This is a genomic window from Anaerostipes stercorihominis (assembly GCF_057535655.1).
On the sequence record NZ_BAAJCL010000001.1, the window covers coordinates 380,272 to 393,896 of the forward strand.

Annotated in this window: 16 protein-coding genes; 1 reads left to right on the plus strand and 15 read right to left on the minus strand. The window is 40.3% G+C overall.

The window, feature by feature from the left end; genetic code table 11:
• Positions 1 to 162: 162 nt before the first annotated feature.
• From AC27EF_RS01915 to mtaB, 10 genes are all read right to left on the minus strand, one after another.
• Positions 163 to 924: a YdcF family protein gene (locus tag AC27EF_RS01915; protein ID WP_487108482.1), complete on the minus strand. Its 762-nt coding sequence runs from the start codon at positions 922 to 924 to the stop codon at positions 163 to 165.
• Positions 925 to 1,067: 143 nt separating this feature from the next.
• Positions 1,068 to 1,703, minus strand: a complete 636-nt coding sequence (sigK, locus tag AC27EF_RS01920; protein ID WP_487108483.1) for an RNA polymerase sporulation sigma factor SigK — start codon at positions 1,701 to 1,703, stop codon at positions 1,068 to 1,070.
• Between the two features lie 73 nt (positions 1,704 to 1,776).
• Entirely contained in the window at positions 1,777 to 3,000 is a 1,224-nt protein-coding gene (locus AC27EF_RS01925; protein ID WP_487108484.1) for a peptidase U32 family protein, read from the minus strand.
• On the minus strand, positions 2,987 to 3,649 hold the full coding sequence (locus tag AC27EF_RS01930) for an O-methyltransferase (protein ID WP_487108485.1): 663 nt from the start codon (positions 3,647 to 3,649) through the stop codon (positions 2,987 to 2,989). Before AC27EF_RS01930 ends, AC27EF_RS01925 begins: the two co-directional genes overlap by 14 nt.
• A complete protein-coding gene (locus tag AC27EF_RS01935; RefSeq protein ID WP_487108486.1) occupies positions 3,646 to 4,047 on the minus strand; it encodes a hypothetical protein in 402 nt (133 codons plus the stop codon). Before AC27EF_RS01935 ends, AC27EF_RS01930 begins: the two co-directional genes overlap by 4 nt.
• Position 4,048: 1 nt before the next feature.
• On the minus strand, positions 4,049 to 5,689 hold the full coding sequence (locus AC27EF_RS01940) for a ribonuclease J (RefSeq protein WP_487108507.1): 1,641 nt from the start codon (positions 5,687 to 5,689) through the stop codon (positions 4,049 to 4,051).
• 249 nt (positions 5,690 to 5,938) lie between these two features.
• The gene (locus AC27EF_RS01945; RefSeq protein WP_487108487.1) at positions 5,939 to 6,205 is read right to left on the minus strand and encodes a DUF1292 domain-containing protein; all 267 of its coding nucleotides are present in this window, start codon (positions 6,203 to 6,205) and stop codon (positions 5,939 to 5,941) included.
• Positions 6,206 to 6,219: 14 nt separating this feature from the next.
• Entirely contained in the window at positions 6,220 to 6,636 is a 417-nt protein-coding gene (ruvX, locus tag AC27EF_RS01950) for a Holliday junction resolvase RuvX (RefSeq protein WP_487108488.1), read from the minus strand.
• Positions 6,637 to 6,648: 12 nt separating this feature from the next.
• Positions 6,649 to 6,903 (minus strand): IreB family regulatory phosphoprotein, encoded by a 255-nt coding sequence (locus AC27EF_RS01955; RefSeq protein WP_412233692.1) that lies wholly within the window; start codon positions 6,901 to 6,903, stop codon positions 6,649 to 6,651.
• A gap of 83 nt (positions 6,904 to 6,986) precedes the next feature.
• Positions 6,987 to 8,309, minus strand: a complete 1,323-nt coding sequence (mtaB, locus tag AC27EF_RS01960) for a tRNA (N(6)-L-threonylcarbamoyladenosine(37)-C(2))-methylthiotransferase MtaB (RefSeq protein WP_487108489.1) — start codon at positions 8,307 to 8,309, stop codon at positions 6,987 to 6,989.
• Positions 8,310 to 8,420: 111 nt separating this feature from the next.
• Here mtaB and AC27EF_RS01965 point away from each other — a divergent pair, with 111 nt between their 5' ends.
• Positions 8,421 to 8,666, plus strand: a complete 246-nt coding sequence (locus AC27EF_RS01965; RefSeq protein ID WP_487108490.1) for an HPr family phosphocarrier protein — start codon at positions 8,421 to 8,423, stop codon at positions 8,664 to 8,666.
• Here the strand turns inward: AC27EF_RS01965 and thiI are convergent.
• The 5 genes from thiI to AC27EF_RS01990 all read right to left on the minus strand — a co-directional run bounded on the left by thiI (position 8,641) and on the right by AC27EF_RS01990 (position 13,511).
• The gene (gene thiI / locus AC27EF_RS01970; protein WP_487108491.1) at positions 8,641 to 9,819 is read right to left on the minus strand and encodes a tRNA uracil 4-sulfurtransferase ThiI; all 1,179 of its coding nucleotides are present in this window, start codon (positions 9,817 to 9,819) and stop codon (positions 8,641 to 8,643) included. The two genes, AC27EF_RS01965 and thiI, sit on opposite strands and share 26 nt — an antisense overlap.
• A gap of 13 nt (positions 9,820 to 9,832) precedes the next feature.
• On the minus strand, positions 9,833 to 10,975 hold the full coding sequence (locus AC27EF_RS01975; protein WP_487108492.1) for a cysteine desulfurase family protein: 1,143 nt from the start codon (positions 10,973 to 10,975) through the stop codon (positions 9,833 to 9,835).
• A gap of 10 nt (positions 10,976 to 10,985) precedes the next feature.
• Positions 10,986 to 11,723 carry a 16S rRNA (uracil(1498)-N(3))-methyltransferase gene (locus AC27EF_RS01980; protein WP_487108493.1) on the minus strand — a complete coding sequence of 246 codons (738 nt, stop codon included), beginning with the start codon at positions 11,721 to 11,723 and terminating at the stop codon, positions 10,986 to 10,988.
• 3 nt (positions 11,724 to 11,726) lie between these two features.
• On the minus strand, positions 11,727 to 12,686 hold the full coding sequence (gene prmA, locus AC27EF_RS01985; RefSeq protein ID WP_487108494.1) for a 50S ribosomal protein L11 methyltransferase: 960 nt from the start codon (positions 12,684 to 12,686) through the stop codon (positions 11,727 to 11,729).
• 114 nt (positions 12,687 to 12,800) lie between these two features.
• Positions 12,801 to 13,511: an ATP-binding protein gene (locus AC27EF_RS01990; RefSeq protein ID WP_487108495.1), complete on the minus strand. Its 711-nt coding sequence runs from the start codon at positions 13,509 to 13,511 to the stop codon at positions 12,801 to 12,803.
• Between the last annotated feature and the right edge of the window lie 114 nt (positions 13,512 to 13,625).

Here is a 13,625-nt window from a genome sequence, read left to right on the forward strand (position 1 = left end):
ATTTCCTTACCAATTGATTAAATGTCACCATCTCTTTCATGGTGACAATGCCTCTTTCATTGACAGCTTCTGCAATTTTTTGAAAATGTTCACTTGCAATCTTACTTTTCAGCCTCTCCCTATATTCTATATTTTATTAAAGAAAAAAGAACTTCCGGGAAATCAGAGTTTCCTTTGGTTCTCATTTCGATAAACCTTTCGTATCTTCTCAAAAGCTTCTTCAATTTCTTTCGGAATTTCTACATGGGGAATAAAATTTTTCCCTTTGGGCCCATATCCGTATTGATCATCCCGAAGTCTCGGAATTTCGCCTAACAGCAATTCCAAAAATCTCTCTTTCTTCCAAAGCTTCTTGCCTTGCTTTGCAAAGGTGATCCCCTTTGTTACTTTCGGCAAAAACGGTGCAAAACTAATCACTGCATCTGCCCCGATCTGCTGTTCCAGAGAAGCTTTTGCACGTTTTTGTAAAATCGGATCCTGAATTACAATCACATGATTTGCCACCAGATGATTTTCTCTCATCAACTGTAATCCATTCTGAGCATTTGCTCCGGAATTGGTCGATTGGGTATCTAACAAAATCTTTTCTCTGGAAATTCCATATCTTCTTACTGCAATTTCACCGTAGATTTCTGCCTCTGACAAATTTTTTACTTCCTCTGGCGTGAATTCATTCTGCTGTGCCGCCCGATTTCTAAGATATTTTGTAGAGTGCCCGACCCCTCCGCAAATCACCAGCTTTTTCGCTATATTCCTCTGAAAGTAAACTGCTGCACATTCCATTGTTAAAATCAAATCATTCCCAAACACAAACATAGCATCCGCTTTTGAAATTCCATAGCTCTCCTGCAAACATCGAGGGGTTAAATCAACGATATCTCTTTGTGCAAGAAATTGAATTACTTGATTCACTTCTCGTTCCATCTAATTTTTCCTCCTTTGTACATAAAATATTTCAGAAAAAAACATTTTCAACCAAAAATATCCGTTATAAAAACAGTGATTTCATTGAAAATGCTTTTATTTTACAAATAACTTGTTAAATTTTCTGGTGCCTCACAACCACTTTATCGAAAAATTTCATCTCCCATCTGTTTCTTCAACATTGTAATTGCTTTCTTCTCAATCCGACTGACATAGGATCTTGATATTTGAAGCTTTTTTGCCACTTCCTTTTGGGTCATCGGCTCTTTTCCATACAATCCGTAACGCATAATTAAAGTGTCCTTCTCTCTTGAACTCTCCATCTTATTCAACCTCTCATAAAGCTGGCGAATAGTTTCATCCTGATCAATTTTTTGGGCAATATCAATTTCTTCTGAACCAAGAACATCCAGAAGATGAATTTCATTTCCCTCTTTGTCAACACCGATCGGTTCATACAGCGAGGTATCTTTCGATGTTTTTCGCTCCTGCCGGAACATCATCAGCAGCTCATTCTCAATACATCTGGATGCATAAGTCACCAGTCTGTGTCCCTTTTCCGCTTTATAAGTATTGATCGCTTTAATCAATCCAATGGTTCCGACAGAAATCAAATCATCCTTCTCTCGATCAAAATTGTGATATTTCTTTGCGATGTGCGCAACTAATCGAAGATTATGTTCCACCAGCAGATTTCTTGCTTCCATATCTCCTTGATGGCTTAGCTCCAGATAGTGTCGTTCCTCTTCCAGTGATAAAGGTTCTAAAAACGCTTGCAAAAGAAAGCACCCTTCTAAGCCTTTTTATCATACTATGATCGCTGGCTTCAAAAAGTGCTTTTCCAAATGAATTCTATTCTTTTCGTCTCAGAAGATATCCTTCCTCAATCTCCTGATCAAACTCCACATATACCATTTGTTTTGGGTGCGGTGCTGATTCCATATGGTTCCCATCTTCATCCTCAATCGCTTTTACAACCACATTCTGATTTGTTCCATCCGGAATCATAACCTCAATGGTCTCTCCCACCGAAAATTTATTTTTCTGTTCCAAAAGAGCATACCCTTTTTCATTATGCCCCTGCACAATACCAATATAAGTATAATTTTTAATATAAGTATTGCTGTCATAAATTTGAGCACTTTCATCTGTTTTTCCAAAGTAAAATCCCGTTGTAAACTGACGGTACGTACACTTTGCAATTTCAGCTCTGTAATCATCCATATTTTCCTTATATTTTTCTACAGATTCCTTACAATCATCAATGGCTTTTCGATAGGTTCTTGCCACAGTTGCCACATAAAGCGCTGTTTTCATCCGCCCCTCAATCTTCAGACTGTCAATTCCGGCACCAAGAATCTGATCCAAATGCTCAATCATATTCAAATCCTTAGAGTTAAATATATAGGTTCCCCGTTCATTCTCATATACCGGCATATATTCTCCCGGTCTTGTTTCTTCCATCACGGAATATTTCCAGCGGCAAGGATGGGTACACTCTCCACTGTTGGCATTCCTTCCGGTAAAATAATTGCTTAAAAGACACCGTCCGGAATGAGAAATGCACATAGCACCGTGAACAAAAGATTCAATCTCCATATCCTCCGGAATGTTAGCACGGATCTCTCTGATCTCATCCAAAGATAACTCGCGGGCAGAGACAACCCGGGATGCACCCTGCTCATACCAGAAATTATAAGTTGCATAATTGGTACTATTTGCCTGCGTGCTGACATGACGCTCAATCTCCGGACAAATTTCCTTTGCCAGCATAAATACTCCTGGGTCCGATATAATCAATGCATCTGGCTTTATTTCCTTTAATTCCTTAAAATACTCTTTAATTCCCTCTAAATCACAATTGTGAGCCACAATATTGGCAGTAATATAAACTTTTACTCCATGGCTGTGAGCAAACTCAATTCCTTTTTTTACATCCTCCATAGAAAAATTCTTTGCCTTCGCCCGCAGACCATACATCTCTCCGCCAATATAGACTGCATCCGCCCCGTATAAAACTGCAATCTTTAATACTTCTAAATTGCTCGCCGGAATTAATAATTCAATTTTTCTCATTGGTTTCTCCTGTCTTTATGCTGATTGCTACGCCATCACCTACCGGAAGGATGGCAGTCTCCAGTAATGCATGATGCTTTACAGCATCCAAATAAGCTCTCATCCGCTTATGAATGGTACGGTCCCTCCGCTCAATGGCATACCTCGATTTCGCAATATCTCCGTCTTGAAGTACATTGTCAGAAATCAATACGCCTTCTGGCGCCAAAAGCCTTAATGCATCCTCTAAAAAATGAATATACTGTCCCTTTGCGGCATCCACGAAAATCAGATCAAAAGTATCTTCGATCTCCTTTAAAATCTCAACAGCATCTCCCTCCAGCAAAGTCACCTGACCTTCACTGCCCATCTTTCTAATATTTTCTCTGGCTTTTAAAATTCTAGTTTCATTTCGCTCAATTGTCAGGACCTTTCCACCCTCCGGTTGATAATAATTCATATAAAGAGATGAAAATCCCACAGCTGCACCAACTTCCAGGATTTTCATCGGTTTTTTTAACAGTACCAGAGTTCGCAGCAATTCTTTTGTCTCTGGTTTGACAATAGGAACATGCTGCTCTCTGGCCTCGTATTCAATTTGTGCTAAATCATTTTCTTCTTCCCTGATCAATGAGCGGATATATTCTGTAATATTTGCATCCACAATCATTGTATAATCTCCTCCGATACTTGATCTCCACACAGAATCCCCATTATATCATCCATTCCCTGAGACTGTGAAAACTCATAGATTCCCGGCTGAAACTCCTTTTCCTGGTATTTTGAAAAATATTTTCGGATTAGAAATCGGTTTTTCCCATAAATCAATTTCTTTCTTACCAACTGCTTTGCAACTTCCTCCTGTGTTTCCGAATCACTCACAATCACTGTGATTTTCTTTTGGCTTTCCGTATTATATGCCGGATTTGAAAACGTCTGCTCTGCAATAAAGTAAGTTCCGTAAAAGATGCAAAACACCATGCAAACAAGAAATACCCAAGACAACGTCCGAAAAAATAATTGAAAAGACTCTGATCTCAAAATTTTTTTATCTTCAGAAGAACTCATGCTAAACCTCTGTAATAATCGGAAGAATCATCGGATTCCGTTTTGTTCGTTTCCAGATATAGTTGCTCAATTCATCTTTAATCTTCGTCTTAATCCTTGCCCAATCTGTAATATTGCGCTCCATACATTCCTCCACAGCATCCAAAGCAACCTCTCTGGCGCCTTCCATCAGCGATTCTGACTCTCTTACATAGACAAATCCTCTGGATACAATATCCGGACCTGCCAGAATCTGATTTCCGTGCTTCTGAAGAGTTACTGTGGCAATAATTAAACCGTTCTGCGACAGCATTTTACGATCATTCAAAACAATATTTCCTACATCACCAACACCAAGTCCGTCTACAAGGATTCCGCCTGCATGAACTTTCTCCACAACCTTTCCCTGTCGTTTATTCAACTCTAAAACATCGCCCTCTGAAAGCACAAATACATTTTGTTTGGCAATTCCCATCTCTACTGCCAGCTCCTGATGCCGCATTAAATGACGGTACTCTCCGTGAACCGGAATTGCATATTTCGGTTTTGTTAACGCATACATCAGACGCAGCTCTTCTCTGCATGCATGCCCGGATACATGGGTATCCTCAAACACCACCTGCGCTCCCTTTGCTGCCAATTCGTTCATAATCTTGGAAATATTTTTTTCATTTCCAGGAATCGGACTGGAGCTGAAAATAATCGTATCTGTCGGCATAATCGACACTTTTCTATGGGTCGAGTTTGCCATGCGGGATAATGCCGCCATTGTTTCCCCCTGACTTCCTGTTGTAATTAATACAATCTGATCATCCGGGTAATTTCTAATCTGATCAGTCTCAATCAATGTATTTTTAGGTATTTTGATATATCCGAGCTCTGAAGCTGTATCAATGATGTTGACCATACTGCGACCTTCCACTGCAACTTTTCTTCCATATTTGTGAGCTGAATTAATAATATGCTGCACACGGTCCACATTGGATGCAAAGGTCGCAATAATCATTCTGCCTTTCAAGTGTTCTGCAAACAGACTGTCCAAACGTTTTCCTACATTTTTTTCGGACGGTGTATATCCTTGGCGCTCCACATTGGTACTATCCGCCATCAGTGCAAGAACCCCTTTATTTCCAAGCTCCGCAAACCTTGCAAGATCAATCGCCTCTCCAAACAGCGGCGTATGATCCACTTTAAAATCCCCGGTATGAATAATGACGCCTGCAGGTGTTGTAATTGCCAAAGCTGCCGCATCTGCAATACTGTGATTGGTCTTAATAAACTCTACATCAAAAATACCCAGTCTTATCCGATCTCCATGAGACACCACATGACGTTCCACTAAATTCAGAGACCCATGCTCTTTCAATTTGTTCTCAATCAAAGCCATGGTAAGCTTTGTGGCATAAATGGGAACATTCAGCTCCTTCTCAAAATATGGAATTGCACCAATATGATCTTCATGTCCATGGGTAATCACAAGTCCTCGGATTTTTGATGCATTTTCCTTTAAATAGGTGATATCCGGAATGACTAAATCAATCCCCAGCATATCATCGTCCGGAAATGCAAGCCCGCAGTCTACAATTAAAATCTGATTGTTGCATTCAAATGCCGTAATATTCATTCCGATCTGCCCAAGTCCTCCCAGCGGAATCACCTTCACTGAACTTGGCTTTCTTCTCTGTGCCGGACTGCGCCGCCCTCTTGATTGATAGCCGTTTTTATTATATACCCTTTTCTCTTTTGAATCATTTGCTTTTCTTGATTTTACCTGTTGTCTTTGCTGATTGTCTCTCAACGTTCTTCCTCCATTTTCTATCAGTCTGACAATCTATTGTTTTATTTCGAGCATCCGAAAAACAAGCCACCCTAGAAAAATTTTCCATGTGGCGCGTTTTTCTTCCAAATATTCTTATAAACTTACTTCAAAATCATCCGTTAACTCATTAAATATTTTTGAGATCATATCCAACTCCGCTTCGTCCTCAACAACTTCATAGGATACATAATCATCCTCCAGCTGAATTTCTCTCATAATCAAAACAACTCCGTCTTCTTCCATAGAATCCGCTACCAAAAGGTAGTTCCTTCCCGCAAGCGTTGTCTGCTCTAAAACAATAAATTCAATTTCGTTACCATCTTCGTCCAGAAAAAGAATTTGATTCTCTTTTTCTCTCATTGTTACTTCCTTTCTTATAGGGAATCTAAATATCCCTGTAAAATCAAAGACGCGGCAATCTGGTCTATCACTTTCTTCCGGTTCTCACGGCGCACACCGCTTTCCATCAAAACTCTCTCTGATGCCACCGTTGTAAGTCTTTCATCCCATAAGACCACTTCTGCTCCTGTACGACGCACTAAAGCATCGCGGAAATCTATCGTATCATTTCCCCGTTCGCCAATCGTATTATTCATATTTTTGGGAAACCCAAGAACAATGGTATCGACATGATATTCTTTCACCAACTCTTCAATCCGTGCATAAGTCCTGCGAAGCTTCTTCGCATCCTTGCGGGTGATCGTCTCCAAAGGCTGAGCTGTCAGTCCCAATTCGTCACTCAGTGCCACACCTACCGTTCTTGTCCCATAATCCAATCCTAAGACTCTCATAATATCACTTGTCTACTTTAATTTCGTATCAATATAGTTCTCAAGCAGAGCCTCCATAATCTCGTCCCGCTCCACCTTATTAATAATGCTTCTTGCATTCTTATGACTGGTAATATATGTCGGATCTCCTGACATCAGATATCCAACGATCTGGTTTACAGGATTATAACCTTTTTCCTGTAAAGCTTCGTATACACGCTCTAAAATCATATATACGTCGAATTCTTCTTTTACAACTGAAAAATGCTGTGTACGATTGTTATCCATAATTATCACGTCCCTTTCATGTAGTTCCATTTTAATATAAAACGTGTGAAATAGCAATGGAAAACCCAAAATTTCATGAGAACTTAACACTTTTTCATTACAGCAGTCACCAAACCATCCTCTGAAATCTCTGAGATCGTCACCGGTATGATCTGATTTTCCAGGGGTTGACTGCTGGATATTGCCACCTTCATATACTCTTTTGTATGTCCTGTATAAATGTTTTTCTTTCCGTGAATCTTCTCTTCAACTAAAACTTCCCGAACCTGTCCAATCTGTGCTTCTTCAAATGCACGCTGATGTCTTCTGGACATCTCCAGCAATACGCCGCTTCTGTAGGATTTCTTCTGGTCATCAATCTGAGGAACCATATCTGCCGCTTTCGTTCCTTTTCGGATAGAATATTTAAATATATGCATCTCATAGAGATTGATTTCCTCTAAAAAGGCTCGCGTCTGTTCAAATTCCTCATCTGTTTCTCCGGGAAATCCAACGATAATATCCGTTGTCAGAGCCGGATTCTTAAAATAGCGCCGGATACAATCACATTTTTCCCTGATCTGCGCCGTTGTATACTTGCGATTCATTCTTTTTAGCACAGAATCACATCCGCTTTGCAGCGACAAATGAAAATGCGGACAAAAGCTTTTCATCTGACTTAGGCGCTTTACTGTATCTTCTGTAATAAATCCCGGTTCCAAGGATCCCAAACGAAGTCTTTGAACGCCAGGAATCTTTGAAATTTCTTCCAATAAATCAATGAGTGTTATATTCTCGAAATCCTTTCCATAGGAAGTTACATGAATCCCGGTAATAACAAATTCCCGGCATCCCCCCTCCGCAAGATTTCTGATTTCTTCTAAAACCTGATTTTTCTCCCGACTTCTCACTCTTCCTCTGGCATAAGGAATGACACAGTAAGAACAAAACTGATTGCATCCGTCCTGGACCTTAATATAGGCTCTTGTATGCTCTTTTAGCTGCTTTACCTGAAGATCTTCATAGATTTCATCTCTGGCAATATCCAGAACCTCTGTTTTTTGAACTTCTGTCTCCCTATAAGTTTCCAAAATTTGTACTAAATGCTTCTTCTTATTATTTCCGATAATCAGATCGATCTTTTGATCCTTTGACAGCTCTTCTTTTCCGACCTGAGCGTAACATCCCACCGCCACCACAACTACATTGGGATTTTTCTTTTTCGCCCGATGCAGCATCTGACGCGACTTTCGCTCTGCCATATTCGTCACAGAACACGTATTTACAATATAAATATCTGCCGCTTCCTTAGAATCCACCAGAGTTACCCCTGCTTCCTTTAACATTCCGTACATGGCGTCCGTCTCATATTGATTTACCTTACATCCCAAAGTCACGATCGCCGCCCGTTTTCCTTGTAAATTCATAAAGTTCCTTTCTTATTGACTTTTTGACAAAATACGAGTACACTATCCTTGACATTGACAAGCGGGCTGATTTTCTGCCCAAAAGCTTTCATCTGATAAAGGAGTTTCATTATGCTGTGTGACACGTTCATCAAGATAAATTCAGTCAAAGATTTATACATATTTGTCGATACCCTCAATCACTTTCCCGGCAACATTGAGATTATTGCCGATCAGTACGCAATTGATGCAAAATCACTGATGAATATGCTCAGTCTGGATTTATCCAAACCGCTGCAGCTTACCATAGATTCCGACCAGACAGATGACATTCTGCATCGCATCCAGCCATTTATTTTACATGAAGAACCTCTGTAGAATCAATGGCTTCCTGCATAAGCTTTTCGATTACATCTTCCAAATGCTTTTCTGATTTTTGAATTCTTTTTAAGTTTCCTTTTGTCACCGGATGTTTTGCAACAAAAATTGTACAGCAGTCTTCAAATGGCTGAATGGAGATTTCAAACGTCCCAATCTTTTCTGCAATGTTCACAATTTCCTGCTTATCCATCCCGATACAAGGCCGAAATACCGGCATCTCACAAACTTCATTGGTAATTGCCAAATTATGAATGGTCTGACTTGCCACCTGACCGATACTCTCTCCGGTAATGAGCGCAAGCCCATCGTTTTCTCCGGCAAAATGCTGCGCAATCTTCATCATATATCTGCGCATAATAATCGTTAATTCATCATGCGGACACCTTTCATAAATAGCCAGCTGAATATCTGTGAAATTAACCACATGGAGATTGATCGGTCCTGCATATTTTGCCACAATCTTTGCAAGATCGACGACTTTTTGTTTTGCTCTTTCACTGGTATAAGGCGGTGCGTGAAAATAGGTAGCGTCAATCCGCACTCCACGCTTTGCAATCATATAACCTGCTACCGGGCTGTCAATCCCTCCGGATAATAACAGCATCGCTTTCCCGTTGGTTCCCACCGGCATTCCGCCCGGACCCTTTATTTCCTGAGAATAAATATAAATATATTTCCGAACCTCAATATTTACCATGACGTCCGGTTGATGAACATCAACTTTTATCCCATCAAAGGCCTCCAGCATTTTTTCTCCAAGATCCATATTAATTGACATGGAATCCAATGGAAACTGCTTGTCTCCTCTTCTTGCATGCACTTTAAATGTAAAATTTTTGACCGGATATTGTTCGTCAATAAAAGCCAGCACTGTCCTACGCAAACTTTCTATGTCTTTGTGTTCCTCAATCACCATCGGACAAATTCCAACGATCCCAAAGACCCTCTGAAGCGCCTCTACGGCCTCGTCGTAATCAAATTCCCCTCTGCTCTCCACAAACATACGTCCGGACTCTTTTCGCACCTGAAAGTCCCCAACTGGCTTCATTGCAAAACGAATCTGCTTCATCAGAGCATCCTCAAACATATATCGGTTCTTTCCTTTAATGGCAATCTCACCATACTTAATCAAAAAGGCTGTTACTTTCATTTCTCTCTCCTTTTTATTTCCTTACAAATCTCCGAAGCATCGGCGTTAGTTCCTTCAACACTTCAATTGTCTCGTCTACTTCTTCCTTCGTATTTTCTACTGAAAAACTAAATCGCAGTGTCCCATCTTTCCATTCATCCTTCAATCCAATGGCATTTAATGTTCCGCTGACTGCTTGCTTTTTGTTGGATGAACAGGCAGATCCGGAAGAAACATAAATTCCTCTCTCCTCCAGCGCATGAAGAAGTACCTCACTTCGCAGCTTCTGAAAGCTAATACTTGCTATATGCGGCGCCTGTCCTGAGTTATCCTGAATTCCTTCTATTTCCTGAACTCTTCTTTGAAAATATTCTTTGATTTTCTGAATTTTTTCTGCAGTTTCATACTGATTCCCAATCATTTTTTCACAGGCACAGGAAAGCCCGGCAATGCCCGGTACATTTTCCGTACCGGAACGCATTCCTTTCTGCTGTCCGCCTCCAAACATAATCGGTGAAATCTTTGTTCCTTCTTTTATATATAGAAATCCGACCCCTTTTGGTCCATGAATTTTATGACCGCTCATGGAGAGCAAATCAATTCCCATATTTTTCGGAATCACCGGAATTTTCCCGTAAGCCTGAATTGCATCCACATGGAAAATTGTCCTGGAATTTTTTTCTTTTAGAATCTTTCCAATTTCTGAAATGGGCTCTACCGTGCCAATTTCATTGTTTACCATCATACAGGAAACAAGAATTGTGTCTTCTCTGACTGCCTCCTCCAGTTGAACAAGATCCGCAGTTCCGGAAGAATCCACATCCACATAGGTTATCTCAAATCCAAGCCCTTCCAGATAGTTCATGGGTTCATAGACAGAAGCATGTTCAATCTTTGTCGTAACAATATGCTTTCCCTTTCTTCGATTTGCCATTGCAGTTCCCAAAATCGCAGTGTTGTTGGATTCCGTGCCGCCAGAAGTAAAAAATATTTCTTTTGGTTTTGCCCGCAAAGTTTTTGCAATCACTTCCTGTGCTTCCCTGATCTTGTTTTCTGCTTCCATCCCTTTGATATGTTTTGCAGATGGATTTCCGTAAGTTACTTCCATCGCTTCCTGCATCGCTGCGAGAACCTCCGGAAAGACGCGGGTTGTTGCCGCATTATCAAAATAAATCATAGCTTCTCTCCTATTCTTCCAACATAAACATCAATATAGACAGCACTGTCATACCGGCAGTTTCTGTTCTGAGAATACGCTTTCCAAGAGTCATCGTCTCAGCTCCGGCTTCCCTCAAAGCATCAATTTCTTCTTTTTCAAATCCGCCCTCCGGTCCGATGATAATTCCAATGGACGCTTTCCCTCTCGCAGATTCCATCAGCTCTCTGGATTTTTCCATTCCTTTTGCTTCCTCATAAGGAACCAAAAACAGCTCCAGATGTTTTGCTTCCTCAAGAACTTCCTGAAACGTTTTAACTTGGGATACGTTTGGAATGATCCCTCTCTTTGCTTGTTTCGCGGCACTCAAGGAAATGCTATTCCAGCGATTTACCTTTTTTTGCGCCTTTTTTTCATCTAATTTAACCACGCAGCGTTTCATTGCCACCGGCACAATCTCCGAAACCCCCAGTTCCACTGCCTTCTGAACAATCAGCTCCATTTTGTCACCTTTGGGAATGCCCTGATATAATATGATTTTTGACGCAAGCTCCGCTTCCATTCCATGGACGTCTACAATCTTTGCTCGGATTTCCTGATCTGTAAATTCCTCCAGACAACATTCGTATTCTAAAGCTCCTTCGCAACTTAAAAAAACTTCTTCACCGATCCGCATCCGCAAAACATTTTTGATATGATTGACATCCGCACCCTGTATCACTGCATATCCATCCAAAATCTGATCTTCTTTTATAAAAAAACGGTACATTTTTTACCTCTTTTTTGCCGTGAAAGAGACCCAGTCTTTCATTCTTCGCGTCTCCAAAATCTCAAATCCAAATTTTACAAGCTTCTGTGAAATTTCCTGTTCTTTCGTATCAATAATTCCTGAAATAACAAAAACTCCATCTTCTGTCAAAAAGTTATCCACAATCTCAATCAAAGGAGAAATGACGTCTGCCAAAATATTAGCAGCCACCAAAGAATAACATTTTGTACCTAAGGATTTTGAAAATTCAGGATCATCCAGCACATTTCCCTGATGCAGTTCAAACAACTCCGGTCTTATATGATTGACTTGAAAATTTTCCTTCGATGCCGATATCGCATGAGGATCAATGTCCGTCAGTACTGCACGCCCTGCCCCTAGTTTTAAAGCAATGATCGAAAGAATTCCGCTTCCGCAGCCAACATCTAATATGTTTGTATCCTTTCGGATATAGGGCTTCATTCCCTGAATACAAAGTTTCGTCGTCTCATGAGATCCGGTACCAAAAGCCGTTCCGGGATCAATCTCAACCACTATGCCATCTTCTTTTTGTTCCTCCAATGTTTCCCAGGTAGGTTTTATTACAATTTGTTCATCCAGACGAATTGGTTTAAAAAATTTCTTCCAATTATTCACCCAATCCTCTTCCTTTGTCTTATCAAAAGAGATACTTCCTTCTCCAATTTCCATAAACTCACTCAAGCGATCAAGCATTGCCTGAATCTTCATGGTAATCTGTTCCAAATCATCCTTTTCATCAAAATAGCAGTGAATCTTTGCAGTTCCGTCGTCCGGGGCAATATCATCCGGCAAAAGATCTACATACATCACTTTCATCTCCTCTTCTGTCAAAGACACATGGTCTTCCACTTCCACTCCGAGAACTCCAAGCTCTGTCAGCTCATAACTAATCATATCTTCTGCAGATGTCAGTGTATTGATTGTAATCTTATTCCATCCCATGAAAATTGTGTTTCCTTTCCTTCTTTTTTGTCAATATATATCAATTTACAAGTGTATCATAGAAAAACATGGAACACAAGAAAGAATCCCCAAAAGAGGGGATTCTTCTATAAATCAGTCATCTAAAAGCTTTCCGTCCGTTGAGATTGTCACAACCTGCCACGGAATCACCTTTCCGGAATTCTGCAATGCTGTTCTCACCGCATTTTCAATTCCGCCGCAGCATGGAACCTCCATGCGCACAACCGTTATACTTTTAATTTCATTTTGCAAAAGAATCTGTGTTATTTTTTCTGCATAATCTCCTTCATCCAATTTCGGACAGCCAATCAACGTTACTTTCTTCTTCATAAACTCCTGATGAAAATTTCCGTAAGCATACGCCGTACAATCCGCCGCAATTAAAAGATTTGCATTTTCAAAATACGGTGCATTGACTGGTACCAGCTTTAACTGCACCGGCCACTGCATCAATTGAGTCTGTACCGCAGTAATTATCCCGGCTTCCTTTTGCTGTTTTGTATTATGGTTCATGGTCTGCGGTCTGCTTCCGGGGCATCCTGTATACACAGGAGCTTTCTCTCCTCGTTTTTTCATATTTTCCTCTACTGCCGCCTTGTCATAGGCAGCCGCTTCGCGCTCCACAAATGAAATTGCTTCCACAGGGCATGCCGGCAGGCAGTCACCCAAACCATCGCAATAGTCATCTCTTAAAAGTTTTGCCTTTCCGTCTCTCATTCCAATTGCACCTTCATGACAAGCCTCAGCACAAAGACCACAGCCATTACATTTTTCTTCATCAATATGAATAATTCTACGAATCATGTTTTCTTTCTCCTTTTTCTTTTGTACTGCTATTATAAATTATTTTTTTTTGAATATTCTGTTGTAAAAACAACAAATTCATTGATTGCATAAAAAATTTTTTTATATTATACT

Bases quoted from the DNA above. Each gene is read 5' to 3' on its own strand.
- mtaB (WP_487108489.1), bottom strand. From the start codon at position 8,309: ATGAATTTACAAGGAAAACGGGCGGCGATCGTGACTTTGGGATGTAAG.
- AC27EF_RS01990 (WP_487108495.1), bottom strand. From the start codon at position 13,511: ATGATTCGTAGAATTATTCATATTGATGAAGAAAAATGTAATGGCTGT.
- thiI (WP_487108491.1), bottom strand. From the start codon at position 9,819: ATGAAAGTAACAGCCTTTTTGATTAAGTATGGTGAGATTGCCATTAAA.
- AC27EF_RS01965 (WP_487108490.1), top strand. From the start codon at position 8,421: ATGCTGTGTGACACGTTCATCAAGATAAATTCAGTCAAAGATTTATAC.
- prmA (WP_487108494.1), bottom strand. From the start codon at position 12,686: ATGGGATGGAATAAGATTACAATCAATACACTGACATCTGCAGAAGAT.
- AC27EF_RS01955 (WP_412233692.1), bottom strand. From the start codon at position 6,903: ATGGATAACAATCGTACACAGCATTTTTCAGTTGTAAAAGAAGAATTC.
- AC27EF_RS01925 (WP_487108484.1), bottom strand. From the start codon at position 3,000: ATGAGAAAAATTGAATTATTAATTCCGGCGAGCAATTTAGAAGTATTA.
- AC27EF_RS01980 (WP_487108493.1), bottom strand. From the start codon at position 11,723: ATGTACCGTTTTTTTATAAAAGAAGATCAGATTTTGGATGGATATGCA.
- AC27EF_RS01945 (WP_487108487.1), bottom strand. From the start codon at position 6,205: ATGAGAGAAAAAGAGAATCAAATTCTTTTTCTGGACGAAGATGGTAAC.
- AC27EF_RS01915 (WP_487108482.1), bottom strand. From the start codon at position 924: ATGGAACGAGAAGTGAATCAAGTAATTCAATTTCTTGCACAAAGAGAT.
- AC27EF_RS01935 (WP_487108486.1), bottom strand. From the start codon at position 4,047: ATGAGTTCTTCTGAAGATAAAAAAATTTTGAGATCAGAGTCTTTTCAA.
- ruvX (WP_487108488.1), bottom strand. From the start codon at position 6,636: ATGAGAGTCTTAGGATTGGATTATGGGACAAGAACGGTAGGTGTGGCA.
- AC27EF_RS01930 (WP_487108485.1), bottom strand. From the start codon at position 3,649: ATGATTGTGGATGCAAATATTACAGAATATATCCGCTCATTGATCAGG.
- AC27EF_RS01975 (WP_487108492.1), bottom strand. From the start codon at position 10,975: ATGATTTATTTTGATAATGCGGCAACAACCCGCGTCTTTCCGGAGGTT.